This is a genomic window from Planktothrix rubescens CCAP 1459/22 (assembly GCA_904830895.1).
GTDB lineage: Bacteria > Cyanobacteriota > Cyanobacteriia > Cyanobacteriales > Microcoleaceae > Planktothrix > Planktothrix agardhii.
Genome location: LR882958.1, coordinates 3704887 through 3727866 on the forward strand (window position 1 = coordinate 3704887; position 22980 = coordinate 3727866).

The following is a 22980-nucleotide window of genomic DNA, read 5'->3' on the forward strand; positions in this document are numbered from 1 at the left end:
GACTAATAAACCTGTTCAATAACAGTTGCTAACCGTTTCATCCCTTCTGTAATTTCCTCATTCGTAGCAGTTAAACTAATCCGAATACATTGGTTTTTATGGCTCCATTCTCCTTGTAAACCGGGAAAAAATGAATTACCTGGAACTACAATTACCCCCACTTCTTTTAACTGTTGATACAATTCCCAGTCAGTTATCGGTAAATCTTTAAACCACATCCAGGCAAAAATTGCTCCTTCTCCCCGATGTAAAAACCAGGGTAAATTTTGAGGCATGGCTTGATTTAATGCCGTTTCCACAACGGTGAATTTCTGTTGATAATAGGGACGAATTACCTCAGTCGAAATTTCTGATAACGCTCCAGAACCGATGGCACGGGCGGCAATTGCTTGTCCATAACGGGGGGAATGAATACACATATTGGTTTGAAATGCTTCTAATACTTGAATTGTGCTTTCATTGCCAATAGCAACCCCTAATCGTTCCCCAGGTAATCCCGCTTTTGATAAACTAATACAATGAATAATATTATCGCCAAAAATGGGTTTCATTTCGGTAAAATTTAAGGCGGGAAATGGTGGCGCATAAGCAGAATCAATAAACACTGGAACGTTAAAGGGAGCCGCTAACGCTGTAATTTTTTTAACTTCTTCTTCTGTTAAAACGTTGCCACTGGGATTACAAGGACGAGAAAATATAACACATCCTGTGGTTTCATCAATAATTAATTGACTAAAATCAGGTCGATATTTAAAATGATGATTAACTTCATCAATATCTAACTTTGGTTGATAGGAAAAAACCGCTTCAGGAATTAAACTAACACCCCCATATCCAGTATAATCAGGACTTAAGGGGAGAACAATTTTTTTCAGTTTGCCATCGGTGGTATAGCCGCCAAAAGCATTGGTAGCATAGAAATAAATTGATTGACTTCCGGGGGTAATTAATACATTGCGGTCGGTTAAATTTAACCCGTAACGAGAATTAAAATCCTCAACAATGACATCAATAAACGGTTGATATCCCTGACTAGAACCATACCGACAAACGACTTCCCCATATTCAGGACTTGATAGTAATTCTGCGGTACAATCTCGCCAAAGTTGTTCAACTTCGGGCAAAATTACCGGATTTCCTGCACTTAAATTAATAAAATCTTTGCCTTTTCCTAATCTTAAAGTTTCAATAATATCTTTCATAATCGCACGAACTCCCGTTAAATGAGACATCCGTTCGCCAAATTGTGTCAAAGCAGGATTCATAGTTTTATAACCAAATTAATTAACATCATCCCCCTATAATTAGGAGATAGTAGGTAGGAGCTATAATTATAACCCGAAATCCGATACCCACAACTTTAGTGGTGGAATCTGACATCGGTTAATCCTCATTTGATCAATCTTAACCTTAGAATTGAAAATATAGAATAGTTTTCAACCAGAATATTAGGATTTTTTGTGTCTATGGTAATTTGGCAAGCTGATTTTTATCGTCGTCCCATCAAGGATGGAAGCGGACAACCCCTATGGGAGTTGTTAGTCTGTGACGAAACTCGCCAGGTTGAGTTGATAGCGATGTGTCCTCAGTCGAAAGTGAATTCAACTTGGTTAATCGAACAGTTGCAGCAAGTAATTGTTACTCAAAAACCTGATAAAATTAAAGTGTTTCGTCCCCAGTCTTTAAGTTTATTAGAAACGGCGGGAAAAGGATTAGGAATTGTAGTAGAACCTGATCGAAATACAGAGACATTAAAACAATGGTTAACTGAACGTTTAAAACAATATTCTCAGTCAGAATATTATACAGGAGAACCATATAATCCTGTGAAATTAGAACAACTGCCACCTTTACCATTACCTGATAAATTATGGGGCGATAACTGGCAATTTGCTAGTATTTCTGCGGGAAATTTACAAGAATTTTTTGCCGACCGTCCGATTCCAATTGTACAAATTCCAGATAATTTTTTACCCCTAAATATAGGGTTAGCTTCTGTAGTAACGATTCCTGGGATTATTATTAATGGAGGTAAAAAATCAATGCAATTAGCCCGATGGCTAGAGGAAATTCGACCCTTTGCTTTCAATTATATTCCGGGTTCCCCTAATGGATTAATCCTAGAATCGGGTTTGGTTGATCGTTGGGTGATGGCAACCTTTGAAGATGCGGAAGTTATGGATTCTGCTAAAACCTTTGAAGTCAGAAAACAGTTAGCAAAAGGATTACATTTTTTATTAGTACAACCGGATGATTCTGGGATAACTTTTACTGGTTTTTGGCTATTAAAAGGGGAAATAAAAAAATAAAATTAATAGTGGAAACCGAATTTCTTGAAGAAACTCGGTTTCTAAAATTTTATAGTCTAACTTCTACAGTTTCAGCAACAGATTCTAATGTAGAATTCGGTTCAGAATTAACTATAACGGTTAAAGTTAGTCCTAAAGATTGTAGCCAACTGGATAAACGATAAATTGCTTGGCTTTCTGGTTGGTCGAGAAATTGATTCAAACGCGATAAATGTTCTTGAAGTTGTTCTGGAGACATTTTTTCTTGTCCTAGTGCCATTGCAACATCTTGAAGGGCAGATAATAATAATTCAGGTTCAGGATCTTTTTCTTGTAAAATCGCCCAAAGATATAATGCGGCTTCAGATTGATCTTTGAGAGATTCAATTAAATAGTCTTGATAATTTCTAGTTAGAGATTGCATTAAACCGCCTCCTATAGTCTTCCCAGTAAGTTTTAGCGGTGCGAATATCTTCTTCTTGAGTGCTTTTATCTCCACCACAAAGGAGTAAAATAATCGTTACACCGAACTGACAAAAATAAATTCGATAACCCGAACCAAACTGAATTCTTAACTCATATACTCCTTCACCTACAGAACGATAATCTCCCAAGTTTCCTTGTACAACTCGTTTAAGCCTGGATTTGATAATTGCTTTTCCTTTACTATCTCGTAAAGAATTAAGCCAATCTTCAAAAGGGCTTTTACCATTGGTGGCCAGATAATTCTGGACTTGTCTGGGCTGTACTTCCATAAAGTTATTATAAGTGATCCCTCCTTTCTTAAGAATCTATAGATTTAATTAGAAAAATCACTTTTCCCTTTATATTATAAATTGTTCATTGTAAAATGAATATGTCAGATCATTGGGGAGGAATAATTAGGGGTGTTTGACAGTATTTGCAAGTTTCTTGCAGAAAATTTTTCTGAAGATTTGGCAAGTTGGTTGTTGGGTTCTACCGTTGCATTAACTGAGTTGAGTCCCCAAGAGTTATCATTGGAACCAATTCGGGCTGATTCTTTAATCTTACTGCAATCGGATGATCTGGTTTTGCACACAGAATTTCAAACCGAACCTGATGCAAAAATCCCCTTTAGGATGTTAGATTATCGAGTAAGGGTCTATCGTCGTTTTCCCAACAAAGTCATGCGTCAGGTGGTGATTTATCTGGGTCGAACTAATTCTCTTTTAGTCCAAGAAAATAGTTTTCGTCTGGAGAATACGTTTCATCAGTTTGAGGTGATTCGTCTTTGGGAACAACCGCCGGAACAGTTTTTGAATGTAACGGGATTGTTACCTTTTGCGGTACTTAGTCAGACCGATGATCCGACGATGATATTAAGTCAAGTTGCTGAAGTAATTGAAGGAATTACCGATCAACAAGTTCAAAGTAATCTTGTTGCTGCTTCGGCAATTTTGGCGGGTTTAGTTTTAAATAAAGATACAGTGAAAAGACTTTTAAGGAGTGATCTTATGCGAAATTCAGTCATTTATCAAGAAATTCTACAAGAAGGAAAATTGGAAGGAAAATTGGAAGGAAAACTAGAAGGTAAATTAGAAGGAAAGTTAGAAGGTAAATTGGAAGGAAAACTAGAAGGAAAACTAGAAGGAAAACTAGAAGGAAAACTAGAAGGAAAACTAGAAGGAAAATTGGAAGCAAAGGAAGAAATTGCTTTAAATTTATTGCGAATAGGTTTGAGTTTAGAGCAAGTTGTTCAGGTAACTGGATTAAGTGTTGAAGAGATTCAATCTTTGTAAAATGCTTTAGTATTGGGGTCAGTGATATCGAGAATTTATGTATTGTTCAAGAAACCCGATTTTTGAATAATCTCCTTGCTGCTTCGGCAATTTTGGCGGGTTTAGTTTTAAATAAAGATACCGTAAAAAGACTTTTAAGGAGTAATCTCATGCGAAATTCTGTCATCTATCAAGAAATTCTACAAGAAGGGAGATTGGAAGGGAGATTGGAAGCAAAATTGGAAGGGAAACAGGAAGCGAAGGAAGAAATTGCTTTAAATTTATTGCGAATAGGTTTGAGTTTAGAGCAAGTTGTTCAGGTAACTGGATTAAGTCTTGAAAAGATTCAATCTTTGTAAATTAGCTTTAACAGTATTAATGATTAATGAATGGAGGTGAACAAAATGCAAATTTATTTTCTTGAATCAGGATAACGAATAGTTCAGCTAAAATGACATCTAAAAATATTGTTTTTTGGATGTTATTTTAGTCTAAATTAAGGGATAATAGATTTTGTCTAAACTTCAGAAAAAATTACAATTACCTCAACGCCATGCTGTCTTTTCTTCGCAACGACCTCAAACAACTTCACGCCTATGCTCCTCACCCGGGAGGCAATTCTGGCAGTCCGATCGAGACTCAAATATTAGACCGTTTAGATACTAATGAATGTCCCTATGATTTACCTGAAGAATTAAAACAAAAGCTGGCTTGGACATATCAACATGAAATTGAAACTAATCGTTATCCTGATGGGAGTCATTTTCCTTTAAAAATAGCGATCGCTAATTATATTAACGAGATTATTTCTAATTCTGAAGCCTTTGTCAATCCTGAGCAAATTTCCGTTGGTAATGGGTCAGACGAGTTAATTCGATCTATCTTAATTGCCACTTGTTTAGGGGGAGAAGGCTCAATTTTAGTGGCTAATCCTACCTTTTCAATGTATGGAATTATTGCCCAAACTTTGGGGATTTCGGTTGTTAGTATAGGACGGGATAAAGATACCTTTGAGATGGATTTAAACGCGGCTAAAACTGCGATTGAAACAACACAAAACCCTCCGATTCGAGTTGTATTTGTAGTTCATCCTAATTCCCCTACAGCTAATGCTTTAACGGATAATGAATTAGACTGGTTGCGTCAGTTACCAGAACAGATTTTAGTGGTAATTGATGAAGCCTATTTTGAGTTTAGTCAAACCAGCGTAGTTGAGGAGTTAAAACAGCATCCCAATTGGGTGATTTTACGCACATTTTCTAAGGCATTTCGTTTAGCTTCCTTGCGGGTTGGATATGCGATCGCCCATCCTGAATTAATCACCGCTTTAGAAAAAGTTAGGCTTCCCTATAACCTTCCCAGTTTCACACAAACCGCCGCTTTATTAGCCTTAAATAACCGTCAAGATTTACTCACAGTTATCCCTGAAATTTTAGCGGAAAGGACTAATTTAATTAATGCTTTAACTGAAAATAAACAATTAAAAATTTGGCGAAGTGATGCTAATTTTATTTATATTAGACTCACCGATGAACAAAATTCTGATCAAGCCTTAAACCAAATTATGCAGCAATTAAAAACCAAAGGAACATTAGTTCGTCACACCGGAGGAGGACTAAGAATTACCGTTGGTCGTCCTGACGAAAATCAACGTACCATTAAACGATTATTTTCTATTCTATAGTAAACAATGAGTTGGGGTGGGTTTATACAGATTAATGTGATTAGTTTAACATTTGGGTGAACCCGCCCCTACAATGAATTTATTGTTGATTTTGTATTAATTATGCAACGCTATTTTAAGATTTTAATGTTATTTTGGGAAACTGCGATCGCAGCAGAACTAGAATATCGGATTAACTTTCTGATTTCTGCCATCACAAGTTTAGGAAGTTTAATTGGCAGTATTTTTAGCCTATTTTTATTTTATAGAACGGGTTACAGTTTTGAAGGATGGAGTTGGGAAGAAGCCTTAGTTGTTTTGGGAATATTTACAATATTACAAGGATTTTCAACCACAATATTAGTTCCCAATTTAAACAAAATTGTGACTCATGTTCAAGATGGAACCTTAGATTTTGTATTACTTAAACCCCTGAGTAGTCAATTTTGGCTATCGACTCGTATGGTGTCGCCTTGGGGAACACCTGACCTAATTTTTGGGTGTTCAATTGTTGCTTATCAAGGGAGTAAACTAGGCTTAACCTGGAGAGATTATTTAGCAAGTTTATTACCTTTATCTTTTGGTATGATAAGTTTATATAGTTTATGGTTTATCTTGGGCGCGACCAGTATTTGGTTTGTGAAAATTTATAATGTGACGGAAGTATTGCAGGGATTATTAGAAGCCGGAAGATATCCAATGGTGGCTTATCCTATGGCTTATCGTTTCTTTTTTACCTTTATTATTCCTGTTGCTTTTTTAACAACAATTCCAGCAGAATCAATCCTAGGAAGAACTAATATATCCTGGGTGGTAGGTTCAGGATTTTTAGCCCTGGGATTATTATTTATTTCGGCTAGATTTTGGCAATTTGCCTTAAAATTTTATACCAGTGCATCGAGTTAATTTTAAGTACGATTGAAACTTACCAAGTAGAGGTAAGCGCCCTAGTAGTGAGGCGTTCACGCCTCTTTAAGATGCGCTTAAGCGCAACAACGGACGCCATATTTTAATTGTTCCATCTTGACTCCCGCTAACTATTGTTTGATTATCGGGACTAATGGCAATGGAATAAATAATACCTGTATGTCCGGTTAAGGTACAAATTTCTTCTCCTGTTTCTATTTCCCATAGTTTAATCGTTTGGTCTTCACTCCCACTGACTAATATTTTATTATCTGAAGTGATAGCAACAGAATACACACTTCCTGTATGTCCTTCTAATGTTCTGATTAAATTTCCTGTTCCTGGTTGCCACAGTCTAATTGTACTATCAGCATTTCCACTAGCTAAAATTTTATTATCACAACTAAAAGCAAGAGATAAAAATTGTTCTTTAATTTCATGGTTTGCAAGCTCACGAATCGTTTCTCCAGTATCTATCTGCGCGATAATAATACGACCATTGTTGGAATGTCCATAAGCGAGGATAGGGCTATTATATGCAAAAGTAATTGAGTTAATTTTTTCACGGGTTAAAACATTATGTGATAATGTTTTGATACGTTCATTAGTATCTATATGGTGAACTATAACACAAAGCCGATAAGAGGATCTTGGACGTTCCTGATACATATACGACGAAGCCAAAATATTTTTATTAGGATGAATAGCCATACATTGAGCTTCAGCACGCAAATCTTTAATAAGAGATATTTCTTCTCTTGTTTCTAAATTCCAGACTCGCATTGTTCTATCATAACTTCCACTAACAATATTTTGACCGTCAGAACTAATAGCAATTGCTCTGACTACTCCCGTATGCCCTATTAGCGTTTTCTCTAATTCTCCTGTTTTTAAATTCCAAATTTTTATGGTTTGGTCTTCACTACAACTCACAATATTTTTACCATCAGGAGTAATTGCAACCCCATAAATTACCCAAGTATGACCAATTAATGTTTTAACACATTGCCAGTTTTGAGCTTGATGATTCAAAGGTAGTGCAAGCGTCTCGCTTTCTAATATTCCTAAATTATCGCTTTCTAATATCTCTAAATTATCAATTGCTAATACTTCCCCAAAATTAGATGAATAATTGTTTAAATCTGTTAAAATATCCCTAGCTGACTGATAGCGTCGTTTAATAGCACTTTCAATCATTTTATCCAAAATCAACCCTAATTCCTCACTAACTGGATGTTTTAAATGTTCTCGCCAAACCCAAATACCCTCCTCATCATCAAATAAATCTATCGGTTCCACTTGGGTTAATAAATGCAGACAAGTCACTCCCAAACTATAAATATCACTGGCAAAAATACCCTTTCCCTTCGCTTGTTCGGGGGCAATATAATCAGAAGTGCCGATAATTGTTCCTGTAACAGTAAATGCGGTTTTTTGGGTAAATTTAGCTGAACCAAAATCTACTAAAACAAACTTTCCGTTAGGACGACGAATAATATTAGCGGGTTTAATATCCCGGTGAATTACATTTTTATGATGGATAAAATCTAATAGAGGAAGTAAACAGATTAAAAGATATTGAATCTGAGTTTGATTAAATCCTCCTTCCTGAACTAAAATTTTAGCTAAATTTTCCCCTTCGATGAATTCTTGGATTAAATATTGTTGTTGATTAATCGTAATATAAGCTAAAAGCTCAGGAATGTGAGGGTGTTTACCTAATTCATCTAACCTAATTGCCTCTTGTGCAAATAATTCCGATGCTTTTTGCCAGGTATCAGCATCTTGAGATTGGGGAAAAAATTGTTTAATGACACAGCGCGGTTTAGAAGGTTTATCGTCATCAACGGCTAAAAATGTTTTGCCAAATCCCCCTTGTCCAATGATATCAATAGCTTGATATCGGTCTTTTAACCGTAGTTTATTTCCACAGGTTAAACAAAATTGACTCTGATCAGAATTATAGGGTTGAGCACATTCGGAATTCAAACAATAAGCCATAGAAAAACTTCTAGTATTCCCATCCAATTGTAGAGTATGCCATTAGATCCGTAATAGTCCCCTTGATCATCTTTCTTTGTGTCTTAGTACCTTTGTGGTTATTTTAATACAAGAATAGCTGGCAGCGACTCAAAAATAGCCATTGCCAGTCTAAAGGGTTTTTACGTTCAAATTTAGTCTCAGGATTTATTAAAAACAATATCCCTGGGATTATTCTTCGTCGTCTCCAACTTCAACTTGTTTGAGGTGAATATGCTTACGTCCGAGAGAAATTTCAAACTCATCGCCAGCCGTTAAATCCATTTGTTTTGTATAGGCTGCACCAATCAACAAGTTTCCATTTGATTGCACACTAATTCTATAACTAGCAGAGCGTCCACCCCGGCCGTTTCCTTGTTGTTTGCCATCTAACTCAATTCCCTCAGCATCAATTAAAGCATTGAGGAATTTCATCATGTTGACACGCTCAACATTATTCTTAGTCAGGGTGTAGTAACCACATTCTCTAGCCTTTTCCTCTTTGCTCAGATGTTCAAGTCCTTTGACTTTATCGAGTAAAGCTTCCCCAGTTAGAGGCTGAGGTTGAGGATCAGAACTTTTCTTTTTAACCATTAACTGTGCCTGTAAATGTTTTACAAAAGGTCTTGACTTTTATCGTGGGTGGGTGATAGATCACCCAGATTGTTTAGCTAGATCCTTGCTTGAGAAACTATATTACACTAATTAAGGAAATTATTCACCTATTTTTTAAATTTTTTATCAGATCTAATTCAAGTCAAGCAGTTGAGTGGAAGGGTGGGACATCCAACAACTCAGGATCGGGTTCAGCTATCAGCTTTTCGGGAATAGTATTAATCCCTATCGCATCAACTCAAACTCCCCTTTAAATCCCAAAATCTCCTGTTCAGACTGATCAGAAGTTATCAACTCCAGACTAAACTCTTGATGGGGATCTTGCTGCGCGATCGGTTAGAGTTGTGGTGAATTCCGTTTAGGTATTCTCAACTTGGTAGAATCACCTCAAGACCATCTTTAGCCTTTAAAACTCCATTGCCAAGTTATCTATTTTATTACCCAGAATGAAGTTAACCACACGGGGACACTATAGCGTCAAAGCCTTGCTTGATCTATCCTTACAGCGGGGGAACGGGCCGACTTCTGTAAATGCGATCGCACAGCGCCAAAATATTCCTGCACCCTATCTGGAAAAACTCCTGATCGAGATGCGACGATCGGGGTTAGTTGAATCAGTTCGAGGTGCTCAAGGAGGCTATCAATTGGCAAAATCTCCAGCCCAAATCTCCCTAGGACAGATATTAGAAGCAGTGGGAGAAACTATTGAACCTTTACCCCGCCATCAAGCGGATATTGAACAAGCAGAAGACTGGGTAACTTTTACCCTGTGGAATCGGTTACACCAAAAGCTGAAAGATGCACTATATGGGATTTCCCTCGAAGATCTCTATTATGATGCTCGCAGTTTGCAAGCTGCCCAGGGGGAAGAAACAAGTTTTGTGGTTTAGGTAATTTTGAACCCCAGAAGTTGAGTTCAAGATTGATTGTCCTTTTATATTTATCTATTGTCCATGACGGATTTTAATTCCCTGATCATTTTATTGATTGCGGCTGTAGCTGATTATCTGATTGGAGATCCCCAAAATTGGTTACATCCAGTGCAGGTGATGGGGTGGATAATCACTTACTATACTCAAATTTTCTTTAAATACTTTAATCAACCGATAATTCTGCGGGTGGCGGGGGTATTTCTGACCCTAATTGTGGTATTGGGGAGTGCTTTGACAGTGGCGTTAATTAGAGAGGGGGTACGGGTGCTAGTTGTCAAATTTTCGGGGCCTGAAATTTTGACCATTGCGGTAGAAAGTATTCTCCTGGCCAGTTGTTTTGCGGGTCGGAGTTTAAGGGATTCCGCCGAGGATGTTTTATATTGGATTGATCAAGGAGATTTAGTTACGGCTCGTCAACGATTAAGTCGTTATGTAGGTCGAGATACCGAAACCCTATCGGAGTCAGAAATCCTTAGAGCGGTTTTAGAAACCGTCACAGAAAATGCCACCGATGGCGTCATGGCTCCTTTATTTTATGCCTTAATTGGTGCGGTATTACCTGGGGTCGGTAGTGTCCCTCTTACTTTTGCCTACAAAGCCGCTAGTACCCTCGATTCTATGGTCGGTTATCGAGAAGCACCCTATGGGGATATAGGATGGTTTAGTGCCAAATTAGAGGATGTTTTAACTTGGCTTCCCTGTCGATTAACGGTGATCATGATCGCTATATTATCAGGAAAACCTGGTTATGTTTTCAGCATTTGTCAACGGGATGCTGTTTTTGATCCGAGTCCCAATGCGGGATGGAGTGAATGCGCTTATGCCGCCGCCCTGGGGGTACAAGTAGGGGGAGAAAATTCCTATCGGGGGGTGATTAAACAGAAACCTTTCTTGGGAGATCCTCAACAACCGATTACATCAACTACCATTAAACAAGCATTACAACTGACTCGATATAGTTTTTTAATCACGTTAGGATTATTTACAGGGGGATTTATCCTTTTCAACATGGGAAATTAATCCCTAAGTGCTTAAAAAAAATCAAGATTGTTAATTTTTAATCTAAAATGACAAAAATTGTTGAAATTCTGTCTGCGGCTGAAATCCGACGAACCGTCACCCGGATGGCTTCACAAATTGTTGAAAAATATGGGAATTTAGACAATATAGTTTTACTCGGAATCTATACCCGTGGGGTTCTATTAGCGGAACTTTTGGCTAATCAAATTGAAGTCTTGGAACAGTTGCGGGTTCCGGTGGGGGCATTAGATATTACGTTTTATCGAGATGATTTAGACCAAGTGGGAATGCGAACTCCAGAAAAAACTAAGATTCCCTTTGACTTGACAGGAAAAACCGTGGTTTTAGTGGATGATGTGATTTATAAAGGCAGAACAATTCGGGCGGCTCTGAACGCGGTGATCGATTATGGACGTCCTGAAACCATTGGGTTAGCGGTTCTGGTGGATCGCGGCCATCGCCAACTTCCGATTCATCCTGATTTTACAGGTAAAAAGCTCCCCACCGCCAAGGAAGAACAGGTGAAGGTCTATTTAGAAGATCTGGATGGGCGGGATGCCGTTGAATTATTATCTCCGATTTCTTAGAAAAAATCTCTGAAAAACCCGTTGTTGCGCTTCAGCGCTCTCAGTAGTTGTTGCGCTTGAGCGCTCCATATTTGTTGTTGCGCTTGAGCGCTCTTAGTAGTTGTTGCGCTTGAGCGCTCTTAGTCAGGGCTTTAGCAGCAACAACAAATTTTTTTAATATAGAACAGCCCCCCCCAAACCCCCCGTGCACGGGGGGCTAGGGAGGGAGGGAACAGGGGGGAGGGAACAGGGAGGGAGGGAACAGGGGGGAGGGAACAGGGGGGGAGGGAACAGGGGGAGGGAACAGGGGGGAGGGAACAGGGGGGGAAATACTTCACTGTCTGGGTTCCAAGATCCGTCTGGTGTCCTAACTGCCTTGGCGGTTGCTATAACGCTTAGGTTTGTTTTCCCTTTAATAAATAGGTGGTCATTTGTCCCTTACCTTTGACCTCAATGATTCCTCGCTTTTCAAATAGATATTTTTCTTTTAACACTAAATAGGTGGTTTCTGTGACTTGAATTTCATCGGCAATACCATGGGACTCCATCCGACTAGCAATATTAACCGTATCTCCCCATAAATCATAAATAAATTTCTTAATTCCAATCACTCCCGCCACAACTGGGCCCGTAGCAATTCCAATTCTAATATGAAAATTTTGTTCAGTTTTAAGATTGAATTCTCTCAAGGTTTTTTGCATATCTAATGCCATAGCTGCGATCGCTTCCGCATAATCATCGTGGGGAATGGGTAAACCTGAAACGACCATATAAGAATCGCCGATAGTTTTAATCTTTTCTAACCCATGAAGTTCGGCTAAATGATCAAATGCAGAAAAGATTTGATTCAGTAAATCAACTAATTGTGGCGGATCAAAACGTCCTGAAAGTTCAGTAAAACCAACAATATCAGCAAATAAAACCCCAGCATCGGTAAAACTATCAGCAATGGTACTGGGTTGCAGTTTTAACCGTTGGGCAATGGAATGGGGTAGAATATTTAAGAGTAAACTTTCTGAGCGTTCCTGTTCTTCTTTGACTTGGCTATAGGCTGTTTCTAAAGATTGACGAGAATTAAATTCTGATCGGGCTAAACGGTCATATAAATACACCGAAAGATTACAAATTACACAAATCCAAAATAGATAGAGAAATAGGAAATCAGCCGTCATCCAATCGGCGGGAAGCTCAACTTTTAGATTCAGTAAAATTTGACTTCCCTGATAATATACAAACACCCCTAATTGAGAAATTAAATGTAACGGCCAATAAACCGGAATTAATGTGGCTTGGGAAAAAAACATTAACGGCCATTCAATAATTGAAGCCCGGGCGACTCCACTTAATGTTCCTCGAATTTGGGGGCTAATGGTAACTAACCAAGAAAACAACAGAAACATCGAGGCTGGATGTTTATGACCCAGGGGAGTTCTCAGGAGCAATAAACCGATGATTAAACCACACTCGACGACAATTTGTGTCCCTAACCAAGAGGGTTGAAAATGCTCAGGATCAAAGAAAAAATTGTTAATTTCTGAGGCACTAAAGGTAAAATAGGAAAGTAGAGCTAGGCTAAAACCTAAATTTAGGCGTTTTTGAATTAAATGCTTTCGCCAAGTGTCATAAGTAGGAGCCTGAGATAAAACAAAACCCGAAGAAAATATCTTGAATTTTGTTTGAATAAATGCACCAAATTCTGATAGTCTTGATTCAGTTGTAGTCATGGGTTACTTGGGTTTCCTGAAGGAGATTCATACAATCTTACGAGGAGCAATTATTTTCCAATTACCTGGAATTGAATTTTATAATAACTGTGAATAATAATCCACGCCAAGTTGCATTTTTAGCACTCCGAGACATTAACCGACGAGGGGGGCTCGCAGATGTGGTTTTAGATCAATGGCTTCGTGAATCCGATCTATCAGATATTAACCGACGCTTAACCACGGAATTAGTCTATGGTTGTGTGCGTAGACGGCGATCGCTTGATAGTTTAATTGATTACTTAGCCCCGAAAAAATCCCATCAACAGCACCCGGATATTCGTACTATACTACATCTCGGTTTTTATCAAATTTGCTATCTGAATCAAGTTCCTAATTCGGCCGCGGTAGATACCAGTGTTGAATTAGTTAAACAGAATGGACTAACCCATTTTAGTGGTTTTGTCAATGGTATATTGAGACATTATATTAGAGAATCCGAAAAATGTCCTGTAGAAACTTCTGATTCTTTTAACTCTGTTTTTACCCCCTTTAAATTACCTCAAAATCCTATAGAAAAATTAGGAATTATCTATAGTTTTCCCGACTGGCTAATTCAATTTTGGTTAGATACTTTAGGATTAGCAGAAACCGAACAGCTTTGTACTTGGTTTAATCAATCTCCCACTATTGATTTAAGAATTAATCCCCTACAAACGACTTTAGAAACCGTAGAATCAGAATTTCAATCTAGGGGAATTTCTGTTAATAGAATTTCCGGTTTACCCCTAGGATTAAGATTAACTGGTAGTATCGGATCAATTAAAGATTTACCCGGTTATAATCAAGGTTGGTGGTCAATTCAAGATGGTAGCGCCCAATGGGTTAGCTATTTATTAGATCCCCAACCCGGAGAAACTATTATTGATGCCTGTGCCGCCCCGGGTGGAAAAACCACCCATATCGCTGAATTAATTCAAGATCAAGGTCAAGTTTTAGCCTTTGATTCTATTAAATCCAGACTGAAAAAAATTAAGCAAAATTTAACTCGATTAAAACTTAATTCCATTCAAATTAAAGCAGGCGATGCTAGGAAATTAGATGGGTGTTTCGAGATAGCTGATCGGCTATTATTAGATGCTCCCTGTTCCGGTTTAGGAACCTTACATCGACGGGCGGATGGACGATGGAAACATGATCTTAAAAATATCCAAGACCTGTCTCAATTGCAGTTAGAATTATTAGAAACAACTCAAAATTGGGTCAAACCAGGTGGCTGTTTAGTCTATGCAACCTGTACTCTCCATCCTCAAGAAAATGAAACCCTAATTCAAAACTTTTTAAGTCAACATTCTAACTGGAAAATTCAACCTCCCCCGGAAAGTTTTTGTTTAACTCCCGAACCGGAAGGCTGGATTAAGATTTGGCCCCATAGACAGAATATGGATGGATTTTTTATGGTAAAATTAATCAAAGATCTAACTTAATTATTATTAACTTTATGCACCTAATTTTATGCCATAAAACCGTTGATTTTGATGCCCTCGGTGCGGCGGTGGGATTAACTCGAATTTACCCCGGAAGTCGAATTGTATTAGCGGGGGGAAGTCATCCGGCGGTGAGGGATTTTTTAGCCTTATATCGAGATGAATTTGCTTTAATTGAACAGCGCTCTGTGAATCCAAATAAAATTCATTCGATTAGTGTTGTTGATACCCAAAGTTGCGATCGCTTAGGAAAAAGTGCCGAATGGTTTAAGTTAGCCAATTTATCCGCCATTAGAATATACGATCATCATCCCGATACAATATCCGATATTCCCGCCACAGAAACCTATATTGAATCCGTTGGGGCGACGACAACCTTAATTGTGGAAATGTTAAGAAATCAACCCCAAAAACCGCTTTTAACCACCGCAGAAGCCACCGTAATGGCATTAGGAATCCATTTAGATACGGGTTCCTTAACCTTTCCCCATTCCACCGCTAGAGATGCCATAGCATTAGCTTGGTTAATGGAACAAGGCGCTAATTTACCCGTGATTGCTGAATATGTAGAACCCGGTTTACCCCAGAAATTACAAGAGTTATTAAGTCTAGCCTTAGAACAATTACAAAAATCAACAATTAGAGGTTATACCGTCGCTTGGATATTATTTAAAACCGATGAATATGTGCCAGGATTATCAACTTTGGCATCAGAATTAATTGATTTAACTGAAAGTGATGCCTTACTATTAGCTAATCAATATGGTCGGGGAGAAGGAGATCGATTAAGTATTATTGGACGCTCTCGAATTGAAAAAACCAACTTGAATGAATTGTTTAAACCTTATGGCGGTGGTGGTCATACCCGGGCGGCTTCAGTCGCGTTAAAAGAAGGCAATTTTTCAGAAATTTTAGAGCAATTAGTTGAACAATTAAAAGCACAAATTCCCCACCCGCCAACGGCGCAGGAATTGATGTCCTCTCCAGTGAGAACTATTCGCCCCAATACCTCCGTAGAAGAAGCCCATCGGATTTTATTACGTTATGATCATTCCGGTCTTTCCGTGGTGGATGAACAGGATCAATTAGTAGGAATTATTTCCCGTCGAGACTTAGATATTGCCCTGCATCATGGCTTTAGTCACGCCCCGGTTAAGGGCTATATGACACCACAATTAAAAACCATTACTCCAGAAACAACCTTACCGGAAATTGAAGCCTTAATGGTGACTTATGATATTGGTAGATTACCCGTTTTACAAGATAAAAATTTAGTGGGAATTGTGACGCGAACCGATGTTTTAAGGTTACTTCATCAACAACAACGGCCGCAGAAATCAATTTTTAAAGGCTGTATTCCCGGGTTGACCTGTACCAGTGTAGAAGAACTCTTAGAAGAAAAATTAGCCACACCTTTATTAACTTTACTGAATCGCCTATCATTTTTAGCAGAAAAACGCGGATGGCAGATCTATTTAGTTGGGGGTGCGGTACGGGATTTATTATTAGCAAAATCGGAAACAACGGTATTACTAAATGATATTGATATTGTCGTGGATGGCTGTTATAAAAATGCTAATTTTAACCCGGATATTGCATCATCTGTTTCTCCGGCGGTGGAATTAGCCCAGGATTTACAAAAACATTATCCCGCAGCAAGATTAGATGTTCATGGACAATTTCAAACCGCGGCTTTATTATGGCATAATGACCCAATTTTAGATTCTCTTTGGATTGATATTGCCACCGCGAGAACGGAATTTTATCCCTATCCGGCGGCTAATCCTCAAGTCGAAGCGAGTTCCATTCGTCAGGATTTATACAGGAGAGATTTTACAATTAATGCCTTAGCATTGCGGTTAACTTCTCCTCAAGTTGGGGAATTATTAGACTTTTTTGGGGGATTAGCGGATTTAGAATCTGGAAAAATTCGGGTTTTACACGCGAATAGTTTTATTGAAGATCCGACTCGAATTTATCGGGCGGTGCGGTTTACAGTGCGGCTGGGATTTGAAATTGAAGCTCAAACTCAAGAATATATTAGTTATGCGATTAGTAGTGGAATTTATGAAAAACAACGGGAAGAAAGTAATAAATCCTTTGATCAAAATCGTCGAATTCCGGCTTTAGAAACCCGTTTAAAAAGTGAGTTAAGATATATTTTTCAATCTCCCGATTGGAAACGTTCGTTAAAACTTTTAGGGGAGTTAAAAGCGTTACGGTGTATTCATCCCAGCTTAGAATTAAGTCCGCAGTTATGGCGACAAGTACGGTCTGTTGATCGCTGTTTACAACGCTTTGATCCCGAAAACAATTTAAACCATTGGGAGGTTCGTTTGGAGGTATTAGTAGCTTATTTATCCTCAGAATATCGGGAAAAAGTGGCACAGAATCTTCAGCTACAGGCGGGAACTATTGAACGGTTAAAAAGTTTAGAATTAGCTAAAAATCAGATGCTTGAAAATATATATAAATTGGAAAAAAATAGTCAGTTTTTCTGGTTATTTAAACCCTATAATTTATCAATGTTAATTTTAATGGCGGTGCAATCTCCTCGACAAGTCAGAAAGCGAATTTGGCAATATTTAACCCAATGGCGAGACATTAAACCCCCCTTAAATGGTAATGATTTAAAGGCGATGGGATATAAACCCAGTGATCAATTTAAGCAAATTTTGGATGATTTGTTAACGCTTACATTAGATGGAGAAATAGGCGATCGCGCTGCTGCTGAAGCATTTTTACAACGGAATTATCCGCTACAATAAAAATTTCATATAACTAAACAATAATTGCGGTTTAATTCTCGTTTTCTTGTGCTTTAATTTTTTCATAAAGACTAAGTAGTTGCACAAAATAAATTACCTAGTTGAGAGAGGGAACAGCCCCCCCAAACCCCCCGTGCACGGGGGCTAGGGGGGGAGGGAACAGGGTAGAGGATGTGTAATTAATTTTGTTCAGGTACTTATCAACAGTTTCTCGGGCAAATAATTTATCTTTAAACTCAAAGGAATGATAAAAATACAACTAATCAAGAGAAATTTTTGGGGATATTTGAGTTTGTTAATCACAGAAATAGCAGGTTTACAAAAGTCAATTATTTTCATGAATTTTAGATTAAATTAATATTGAAATCGGAGAAATGAACTCAATTTAACTTGATCTTTACCATTTTTTTTCGCTTTATATAGAGCTTGATCAGTTGCTGAAAATAAGGTTTCAATATCGATCGCATCTACACCGGGAATCGCAGTGGCAACTCCTAAACTAATGGTAATAATTGGTGCCCGACGGTTTGGCAATTTATCAGTGTTAAAAGGCAGAGCTAAGGCATTAATATTCTCACGCACAGATTCTGCAATGTACATTGCACCTTTAGCATCGGTTTGAGGGAGAACAATCACAAATTCTTCATCCCCATAGCGGGCGACCATATCCCCCGGACGTTGAACCATATCACGAATAGCCTGCGCTACGGCCCTTAAGCAGTGATCTCCGGCTTGATGACCATAGGTATCATTATAAATTTTAAAATGATCAATATCACATAAAATTAAAGATAATGGGGCAATTTCCCGCATCATTCGTTTCCATTCAATATCTACGGAGCGATCAAATTCTCTACGGTTAAAAACCTGGGTCAAGGTGTCAATATAAACCAGGGATTTTAACAGTTTATTTTCTTCCTGTAGCTGTTTTAAATTAATCGGAGCATTAGGGTTTTCACTGAGAATTTGGGTGCTAAAATAGAGACGATAGAGTTCACAGGATGGTGTACAGTAGTTTTCCTTAAAATTAACAAGGTTTAAACTATATAATTGATAGCCAATGATCGGTTCTAGTTGTATATTTATTTTAGAGGTAGCAATCCGTTGCATGGCGATCGCCAGTTCGGGTTTATTATGTAGAATCAGCCAAATAGATTGTAAGTGTTCTTTGTAAATTCCCTCTAGGGTTGGAGCTTTTTTTAATAAGTTTTCTAGGCTGATTAAATTATTGGCTAGATGATAAATAGCCAGATGCACTAAATAGGGATGTCCTCCGACTAAATGGGTTAATTCTTGAATTTGAGTATCACTTAAATTCAGGTGATAACGTTCAGCTAGATTTTGAACTTGATTAACCGTAAACGGAGGCAATTCAATGGATAACCCAATATTAAAAGGAGATTGATTAATATTTAAAGACACATAAACTTCCGTCGATTGAACCAAAAATAAGTGTATATTTTTCCAGGTCTGGTTATGTCGAGATTGTTCATACCAAAATCGAATTAAAGGTAGAAAATTCTGACTAATATTTATATGTTCAAATACAATATTTAACTCATTGAAAACCAGGAATAGTGGGCAATTAATTTGTGGGAAAATATAGAGTTCAAAATAGAGTGTAGAACTCACTTTACTTCCCATATCTTCATCCCAATAGTCTTCTAATTTGGGTTCCAGTTTTAATTGTCGAGCTACATTAATACACAGCCACCGCAGAAATTTATCACTACTTTCAAAAATTTCTTGATCGACTTGCAGAAAATCAATTAAAACGGTACGGTATCCCAAGGTTTCTGCATAATCTATTAACCTTAACATTAAGGAACTTTTTCCCATTTTTCTTGGCGCTGTGACTCGCAATAAGCTCCCAGATTTTTCGAGTTCTGTATAAGCCAATTCTTCACTAGGAGAGCGACGAATATAGAAAGGAGAATTTAATGCGAGGGGACGGTCAGGAAATATTAATGTGTTTTTTGGTAACATTTTTTTGAGGAAAAGTATAAATTATTACATGGATTGAGATTAAATCTGGAAATAAAATCAAGTTTCAAAAGAAAGGATGCTAGTTAAAGTATGAAAAGATATAATTTAATTAGTATAGATCACTGCTTGTTTAAATTCAACAGATTTCCCCAAATACCAATCAATAGAAAGCTCTCACGCCGATTATAGGATAAATTGTTACAAAGAATACACTTAACTTGTTCTCCCATCCTATAGTGCTACGCACTAGGGAACAGGGAACAGGGGACAGGGAATGAGTTTCAGGATTTAGAAGTGTCCTAACTTTAATGCGTAGCGCTATAGACCCCTCCTAAACCGCTTTTCCCAAGGAGCAAAACTTTTGTTAAAGGAGATTCAGGGGGTCTAATTCGGGATTTAATCAAGGGTTTTAGACTGAATTTGCGACTTCAGCTAAAATCACAACTTAGACATCAGGATAAGCCATTTTATAGGGATTGACAATCTGGTCAAATTCTTCACTGGAAATATATCCTAATTGCAAACAAACTTCCTTTAAAGTCAGATTTTTTTCCAGGGCAATATGGGCAACTTGGGCAGCATGATCATAGCCAATTTTAGGAGCTAAAGCTGTTACTAACATTAAAGATTGTTCAACATAGCTGTTAATTTTATTTCGATTAACTTTTAATCCAGTTAATAAGAAATCTGTAAAATTATGACAACTATCGGATAAAATAGCCACCGATTGAATGAAGTTAAAAATGATCATCGGTTTGAACACATTTAACTCAAAATGCCCTTGGGAACCTGCAATAGTAATAGCAGTATCATAACCTATTACCTGGGCAGCTACCATGGTGATCGCTTCGCATTGGGTTGGGTTAACTTTCCCCGGCATAATTGATGAACCGGGTTCATTTTCTGGTAATATTAACTCTCCTAAACCACAACGGGGGCCACTGCCTAAAAACCGAATATCGTTGGCAATTTTCATCAACGAACAGGCTAGGGTTTTTAATGCCCCACTAGCCATAACTAGACCATCATGGGCGGCCATGGCTGCAAATTTATTCGGAGCAGAAATAAAGGGTAATCCGGTTATTTGACTAATCTGATTAGAAACTTTTTCTGCAAATCCTTTCGGGGTATTTAAGCCCGTTCCGACGGCTGTTCCACCAATGGCTAATTCATATAAATCTGGTAAAATAAGTTCAAGACGCTTTAAATCTGCATCGAGTTGAGCCACATAACCGGAAAATTCTTGACCTAAAGTTAAGGGCACGGCATCTTGTAAATGGGTTCTGCCAATTTTAACAATATCGGCAAATTCATCGACTTTTTTTTGTAACTCATCTCGCATTTTTTTGACACTAGGAATTAACCTTTGGGTCACGGCTATCGCCGCCGCAATGTGCATGGCGGTAGGAAAGGTATCATTAGAAGATTGGGACATATTAACATGATCATTGGGATGAATTGGGGTTTTACTGCCTAAAATTCCGCCGGAAATTTCAATCCCTCGATTAGCAATCACTTCATTAATATTCATATTAGATTGGGTTCCACTTCCGGTCATCCAAACCTTTAAAGGAAAGTGATCATCGAGTTTGCCATCAATCACTTCATCGGCGGCTTGAACGATTAATTGAGCTTTATCTGCGGGGAGTTTTCCTAATTCTTGATTGGTGATAGCCGCGGCTTTTTTCAGAATCCCAAAGGCGGTAATCACTTCTTTGGGCATTAAATCATTGCCTATATTAAAATAATAGATAGAACGTTGAGTTTGAGCGCCCCAATAGCGATCGCTTTTAACCTCAATTTCTCCCATACTATCGCGTTCTTTCCGGGTCGGTTGTTCTGTTGTCATGTTGAGAGTTCTCCTAATTTTAGGCAATTAATTATTTTACTTTATTATAAACTAAGACCTAACCCCCCAGCCCCCTTCCCTAAAAGGGCAGGGGGAGAATTTAATGCTATTAAAGATCGTTATAATTTAATACTGTTTCATTGCCCTTTCCATCGCCCTTTTATCATCTTTTTGACGAATATCATCCCGTTTATCGTGGAGTTTTTTGCCTCGGCCAACGGCAATATCAACTTTAACTCGGCCTTCCTTGAGGTACATTTTCAGGGGAACTAATGTTAACCCCTTTTGTTCGACCTGCCCCAATAGTTTATTAATTTGTTCTTTATGCAGCAATAATTTGCGGGTGCGACGAGGATCATGGTTAAAATAAACACTGGCCTTTTCAAAGGGCGAGATATGGGCATTCAATAGCCAAGCTTCACCCCCCCGAATTAAGGCATAGGCATCTTGCAGGTTGACTTTACCCGCCCGAATTGACTTGACTTCCGTTCCCTCAAGGGCGATGCCCGCTTGATAGGTCTCTAAAATCTCGTAAAGATAGCGGGCTTTGCGGTTGTCGCTAACAATTTTATATCCTTCGCTGTTTTTAGTCATGTTTTCAATTTAGCAGATGATTGGGTCGAAGGTCTAAGGGTTATGGTTAATTATAGCAATTTGCGACTTTTTTTAACCGAAATGAATAGAAAACAAGTTAATTAAATCAACCAATATATTCCTTGAGCTAGAGGGTAAAATAATTTATTTACTTTAAGCTGAATGAGTAATAAAAGCAAATTCAATTAATTTAATCAAAGTTTAGGAATCATCAAAATGCAGAAATTAATTCAAGCTCTACGGTCTATATCCTTCAAAAATATTTTAGGTGTGTTTTTTGCGGGATTATTAATGTTTATCAGTACCGCTTGTAGTAATACTCCTCCCACGGCTCAGTCACCGGGAGAGGGCAGTTCCAATCAGGCTAAAGGATTAACCAGTGAACTTCCTAGCTCGGTTAAATCTAAGCAAACAGGTGAGATGTATGCCTATAACAACAGTGACCAAGATATCGTGAAACGGGTCAAGGATGTATCAGAAAAAGTTAGTGACTCAGCCAGTAAAATGGCTGGGGATTTGAAGGAAGGAACCCAACAAAATATTAACAAGGCTGAAGGTAACACCAAACAAGCTCTAAATCAAGTCCAGAAGGGGGCGGAAAAAACCTCAAAGGATATTAAAAATCAGGCTGCTAAGGGCGCTGGACAGGTCAAAGATACAGCCGGAGATTTTCAACGGCAGATAAAAAAATCCTGATCAATTGGCTAGATAATTGACTCAGTTGCCATATCTATCTAAAGGTAGATGTGTCCACAAATCCTGTGGGGTTAGATTGTAACAACTATCGCACGTTCTCAATTCGCGCTTTCCCCAGTCAACCAAAAGCTGGGGATTTTTCATCACTA

General features: G+C 38.1%; 20 protein-coding genes. 11 read left to right on the forward strand and 9 right to left on the reverse strand.

Translation table 11 applies throughout. From position 1 onward, the window contains the following. Positions 1–2: 2 nt before the first annotated feature. Positions 3–1265 (reverse strand): valine--pyruvate transaminase, encoded by a 1263-nt coding sequence (locus tag NMG86_RS17385; protein ID WP_026798191.1) that lies wholly within the window; start codon positions 1263–1265, stop codon positions 3–5. A 201-nt stretch (positions 1266–1466) separates the two neighbouring features. Between NMG86_RS17385 and NMG86_RS17390 the strand changes: the two genes are divergently transcribed. Further along, the gene (locus NMG86_RS17390) at positions 1467–2309 is read left to right on the forward strand and encodes a Tab2/Atab2 family RNA-binding protein (protein WP_026798192.1); all 843 of its coding nucleotides are present in this window, start codon (positions 1467–1469) and stop codon (positions 2307–2309) included. Between the two features lie 49 nt (positions 2310–2358). Here NMG86_RS17390 and NMG86_RS17395 read toward each other — a convergent pair whose 3' ends face one another. Together NMG86_RS17395 and NMG86_RS17400 are read right to left on the reverse strand one after the other, a co-directional pair. Continuing rightward, complete coding sequence (locus tag NMG86_RS17395) at positions 2359–2712, reverse strand: helix-turn-helix domain-containing transcriptional regulator (protein WP_043938526.1); 354 nt, start codon at positions 2710–2712, stop codon at positions 2359–2361. Beyond that, on the reverse strand, positions 2696–3043 hold the full coding sequence (locus NMG86_RS17400; protein WP_026798194.1) for a type II toxin-antitoxin system RelE/ParE family toxin: 348 nt from the start codon (positions 3041–3043) through the stop codon (positions 2696–2698). The genes NMG86_RS17395 and NMG86_RS17400 overlap by 17 nt, the downstream gene beginning before the upstream one ends. A 132-nt stretch (positions 3044–3175) precedes the next feature. On the opposite strand from NMG86_RS17400, the gene NMG86_RS17405 reads away from it, so the two are divergent. From NMG86_RS17405 to NMG86_RS17420, 4 genes are all read left to right on the forward strand, one after another. Continuing rightward, complete coding sequence (locus NMG86_RS17405) at positions 3176–4048, forward strand: Rpn family recombination-promoting nuclease/putative transposase (protein ID WP_026795659.1); 873 nt, start codon at positions 3176–3178, stop codon at positions 4046–4048. Positions 4049–4110: 62 nt separating this feature from the next. Next, the gene (locus NMG86_RS17410; protein WP_071783044.1) at positions 4111–4386 is read left to right on the forward strand and encodes an Rpn/YhgA-type helix-turn-helix domain-containing protein; all 276 of its coding nucleotides are present in this window, start codon (positions 4111–4113) and stop codon (positions 4384–4386) included. A 194-nt stretch (positions 4387–4580) separates the two neighbouring features. After that, entirely contained in the window at positions 4581–5711 is a 1131-nt protein-coding gene (locus NMG86_RS17415) for a histidinol-phosphate transaminase (RefSeq protein WP_026798196.1), read from the forward strand. Between the two features lie 102 nt (positions 5712–5813). Then, positions 5814–6596 carry an ABC transporter permease gene (locus tag NMG86_RS17420; RefSeq protein ID WP_026798197.1) on the forward strand — a complete coding sequence of 261 codons (783 nt, stop codon included), beginning with the start codon at positions 5814–5816 and terminating at the stop codon, positions 6594–6596. Between the two features lie 66 nt (positions 6597–6662). Here NMG86_RS17420 and NMG86_RS17425 read toward each other — a convergent pair whose 3' ends face one another. Next, positions 6663–8597, reverse strand: a complete 1935-nt coding sequence (locus tag NMG86_RS17425) for a serine/threonine-protein kinase (RefSeq protein ID WP_026798198.1) — start codon at positions 8595–8597, stop codon at positions 6663–6665. 210 nt (positions 8598–8807) lie between these two features. Next, a complete protein-coding gene (locus NMG86_RS17430) occupies positions 8808–9209 on the reverse strand; it encodes an AbrB family transcriptional regulator (protein WP_026785897.1) in 402 nt (133 codons plus the stop codon). Positions 9210–9676: 467 nt separating this feature from the next. Between NMG86_RS17430 and NMG86_RS17435 the strand changes: the two genes are divergently transcribed. From NMG86_RS17435 to pyrR, 3 genes are all read left to right on the forward strand, one after another. Next, positions 9677–10120 carry an Rrf2 family transcriptional regulator gene (locus tag NMG86_RS17435; protein WP_026785896.1) on the forward strand — a complete coding sequence of 148 codons (444 nt, stop codon included), beginning with the start codon at positions 9677–9679 and terminating at the stop codon, positions 10118–10120. Between the two features lie 63 nt (positions 10121–10183). After that, entirely contained in the window at positions 10184–11182 is a 999-nt protein-coding gene (gene cbiB / locus NMG86_RS17440; protein WP_026785895.1) for an adenosylcobinamide-phosphate synthase CbiB, read from the forward strand. A 47-nt stretch (positions 11183–11229) separates the two neighbouring features. Next, complete coding sequence (gene pyrR / locus NMG86_RS17445; RefSeq protein ID WP_026785894.1) at positions 11230–11769, forward strand: bifunctional pyr operon transcriptional regulator/uracil phosphoribosyltransferase PyrR; 540 nt, start codon at positions 11230–11232, stop codon at positions 11767–11769. A gap of 374 nt (positions 11770–12143) precedes the next feature. On the opposite strand, the gene NMG86_RS17450 is transcribed toward pyrR, so the two are convergent. Then, a complete protein-coding gene (locus NMG86_RS17450) occupies positions 12144–13472 on the reverse strand; it encodes an adenylate/guanylate cyclase domain-containing protein (protein WP_026785892.1) in 1329 nt (442 codons plus the stop codon). Positions 13473–13561: 89 nt separating this feature from the next. Here NMG86_RS17450 and NMG86_RS17455 point away from each other — a divergent pair, with 89 nt between their 5' ends. After that, positions 13562–14938: a 16S rRNA (cytosine(967)-C(5))-methyltransferase gene (locus tag NMG86_RS17455; protein ID WP_026785891.1), complete on the forward strand. Its 1377-nt coding sequence runs from the start codon at positions 13562–13564 to the stop codon at positions 14936–14938. Positions 14939–14952: 14 nt separating this feature from the next. Continuing rightward, a complete protein-coding gene (locus NMG86_RS17460) occupies positions 14953–17706 on the forward strand; it encodes a CBS domain-containing protein (protein WP_026785890.1) in 2754 nt (917 codons plus the stop codon). A 354-nt stretch (positions 17707–18060) separates the two neighbouring features. Here NMG86_RS17460 and NMG86_RS17465 read toward each other — a convergent pair whose 3' ends face one another. From NMG86_RS17465 to smpB, 3 genes are all read right to left on the reverse strand, one after another. After that, positions 18061–19692 carry an AAA-like domain-containing protein gene (locus NMG86_RS17465; protein WP_026798199.1) on the reverse strand — a complete coding sequence of 544 codons (1632 nt, stop codon included), beginning with the start codon at positions 19690–19692 and terminating at the stop codon, positions 18061–18063. A gap of 445 nt (positions 19693–20137) precedes the next feature. Then, the gene (gene fumC, locus NMG86_RS17470) at positions 20138–21541 is read right to left on the reverse strand and encodes a class II fumarate hydratase (RefSeq protein ID WP_026798200.1); all 1404 of its coding nucleotides are present in this window, start codon (positions 21539–21541) and stop codon (positions 20138–20140) included. Between the two features lie 126 nt (positions 21542–21667). After that, positions 21668–22135, reverse strand: coding sequence for an SsrA-binding protein SmpB (gene smpB / locus NMG86_RS17475; RefSeq protein WP_026785886.1), 468 nt, complete (start codon positions 22133–22135; stop codon positions 21668–21670). Between the two features lie 216 nt (positions 22136–22351). On the opposite strand from smpB, the gene NMG86_RS17480 reads away from it, so the two are divergent. Further along, positions 22352–22831, forward strand: a complete 480-nt coding sequence (locus tag NMG86_RS17480; protein WP_026798201.1) for a DUF6658 family protein — start codon at positions 22352–22354, stop codon at positions 22829–22831. The last annotated feature ends 149 nt before the right edge of the window (positions 22832–22980 follow it).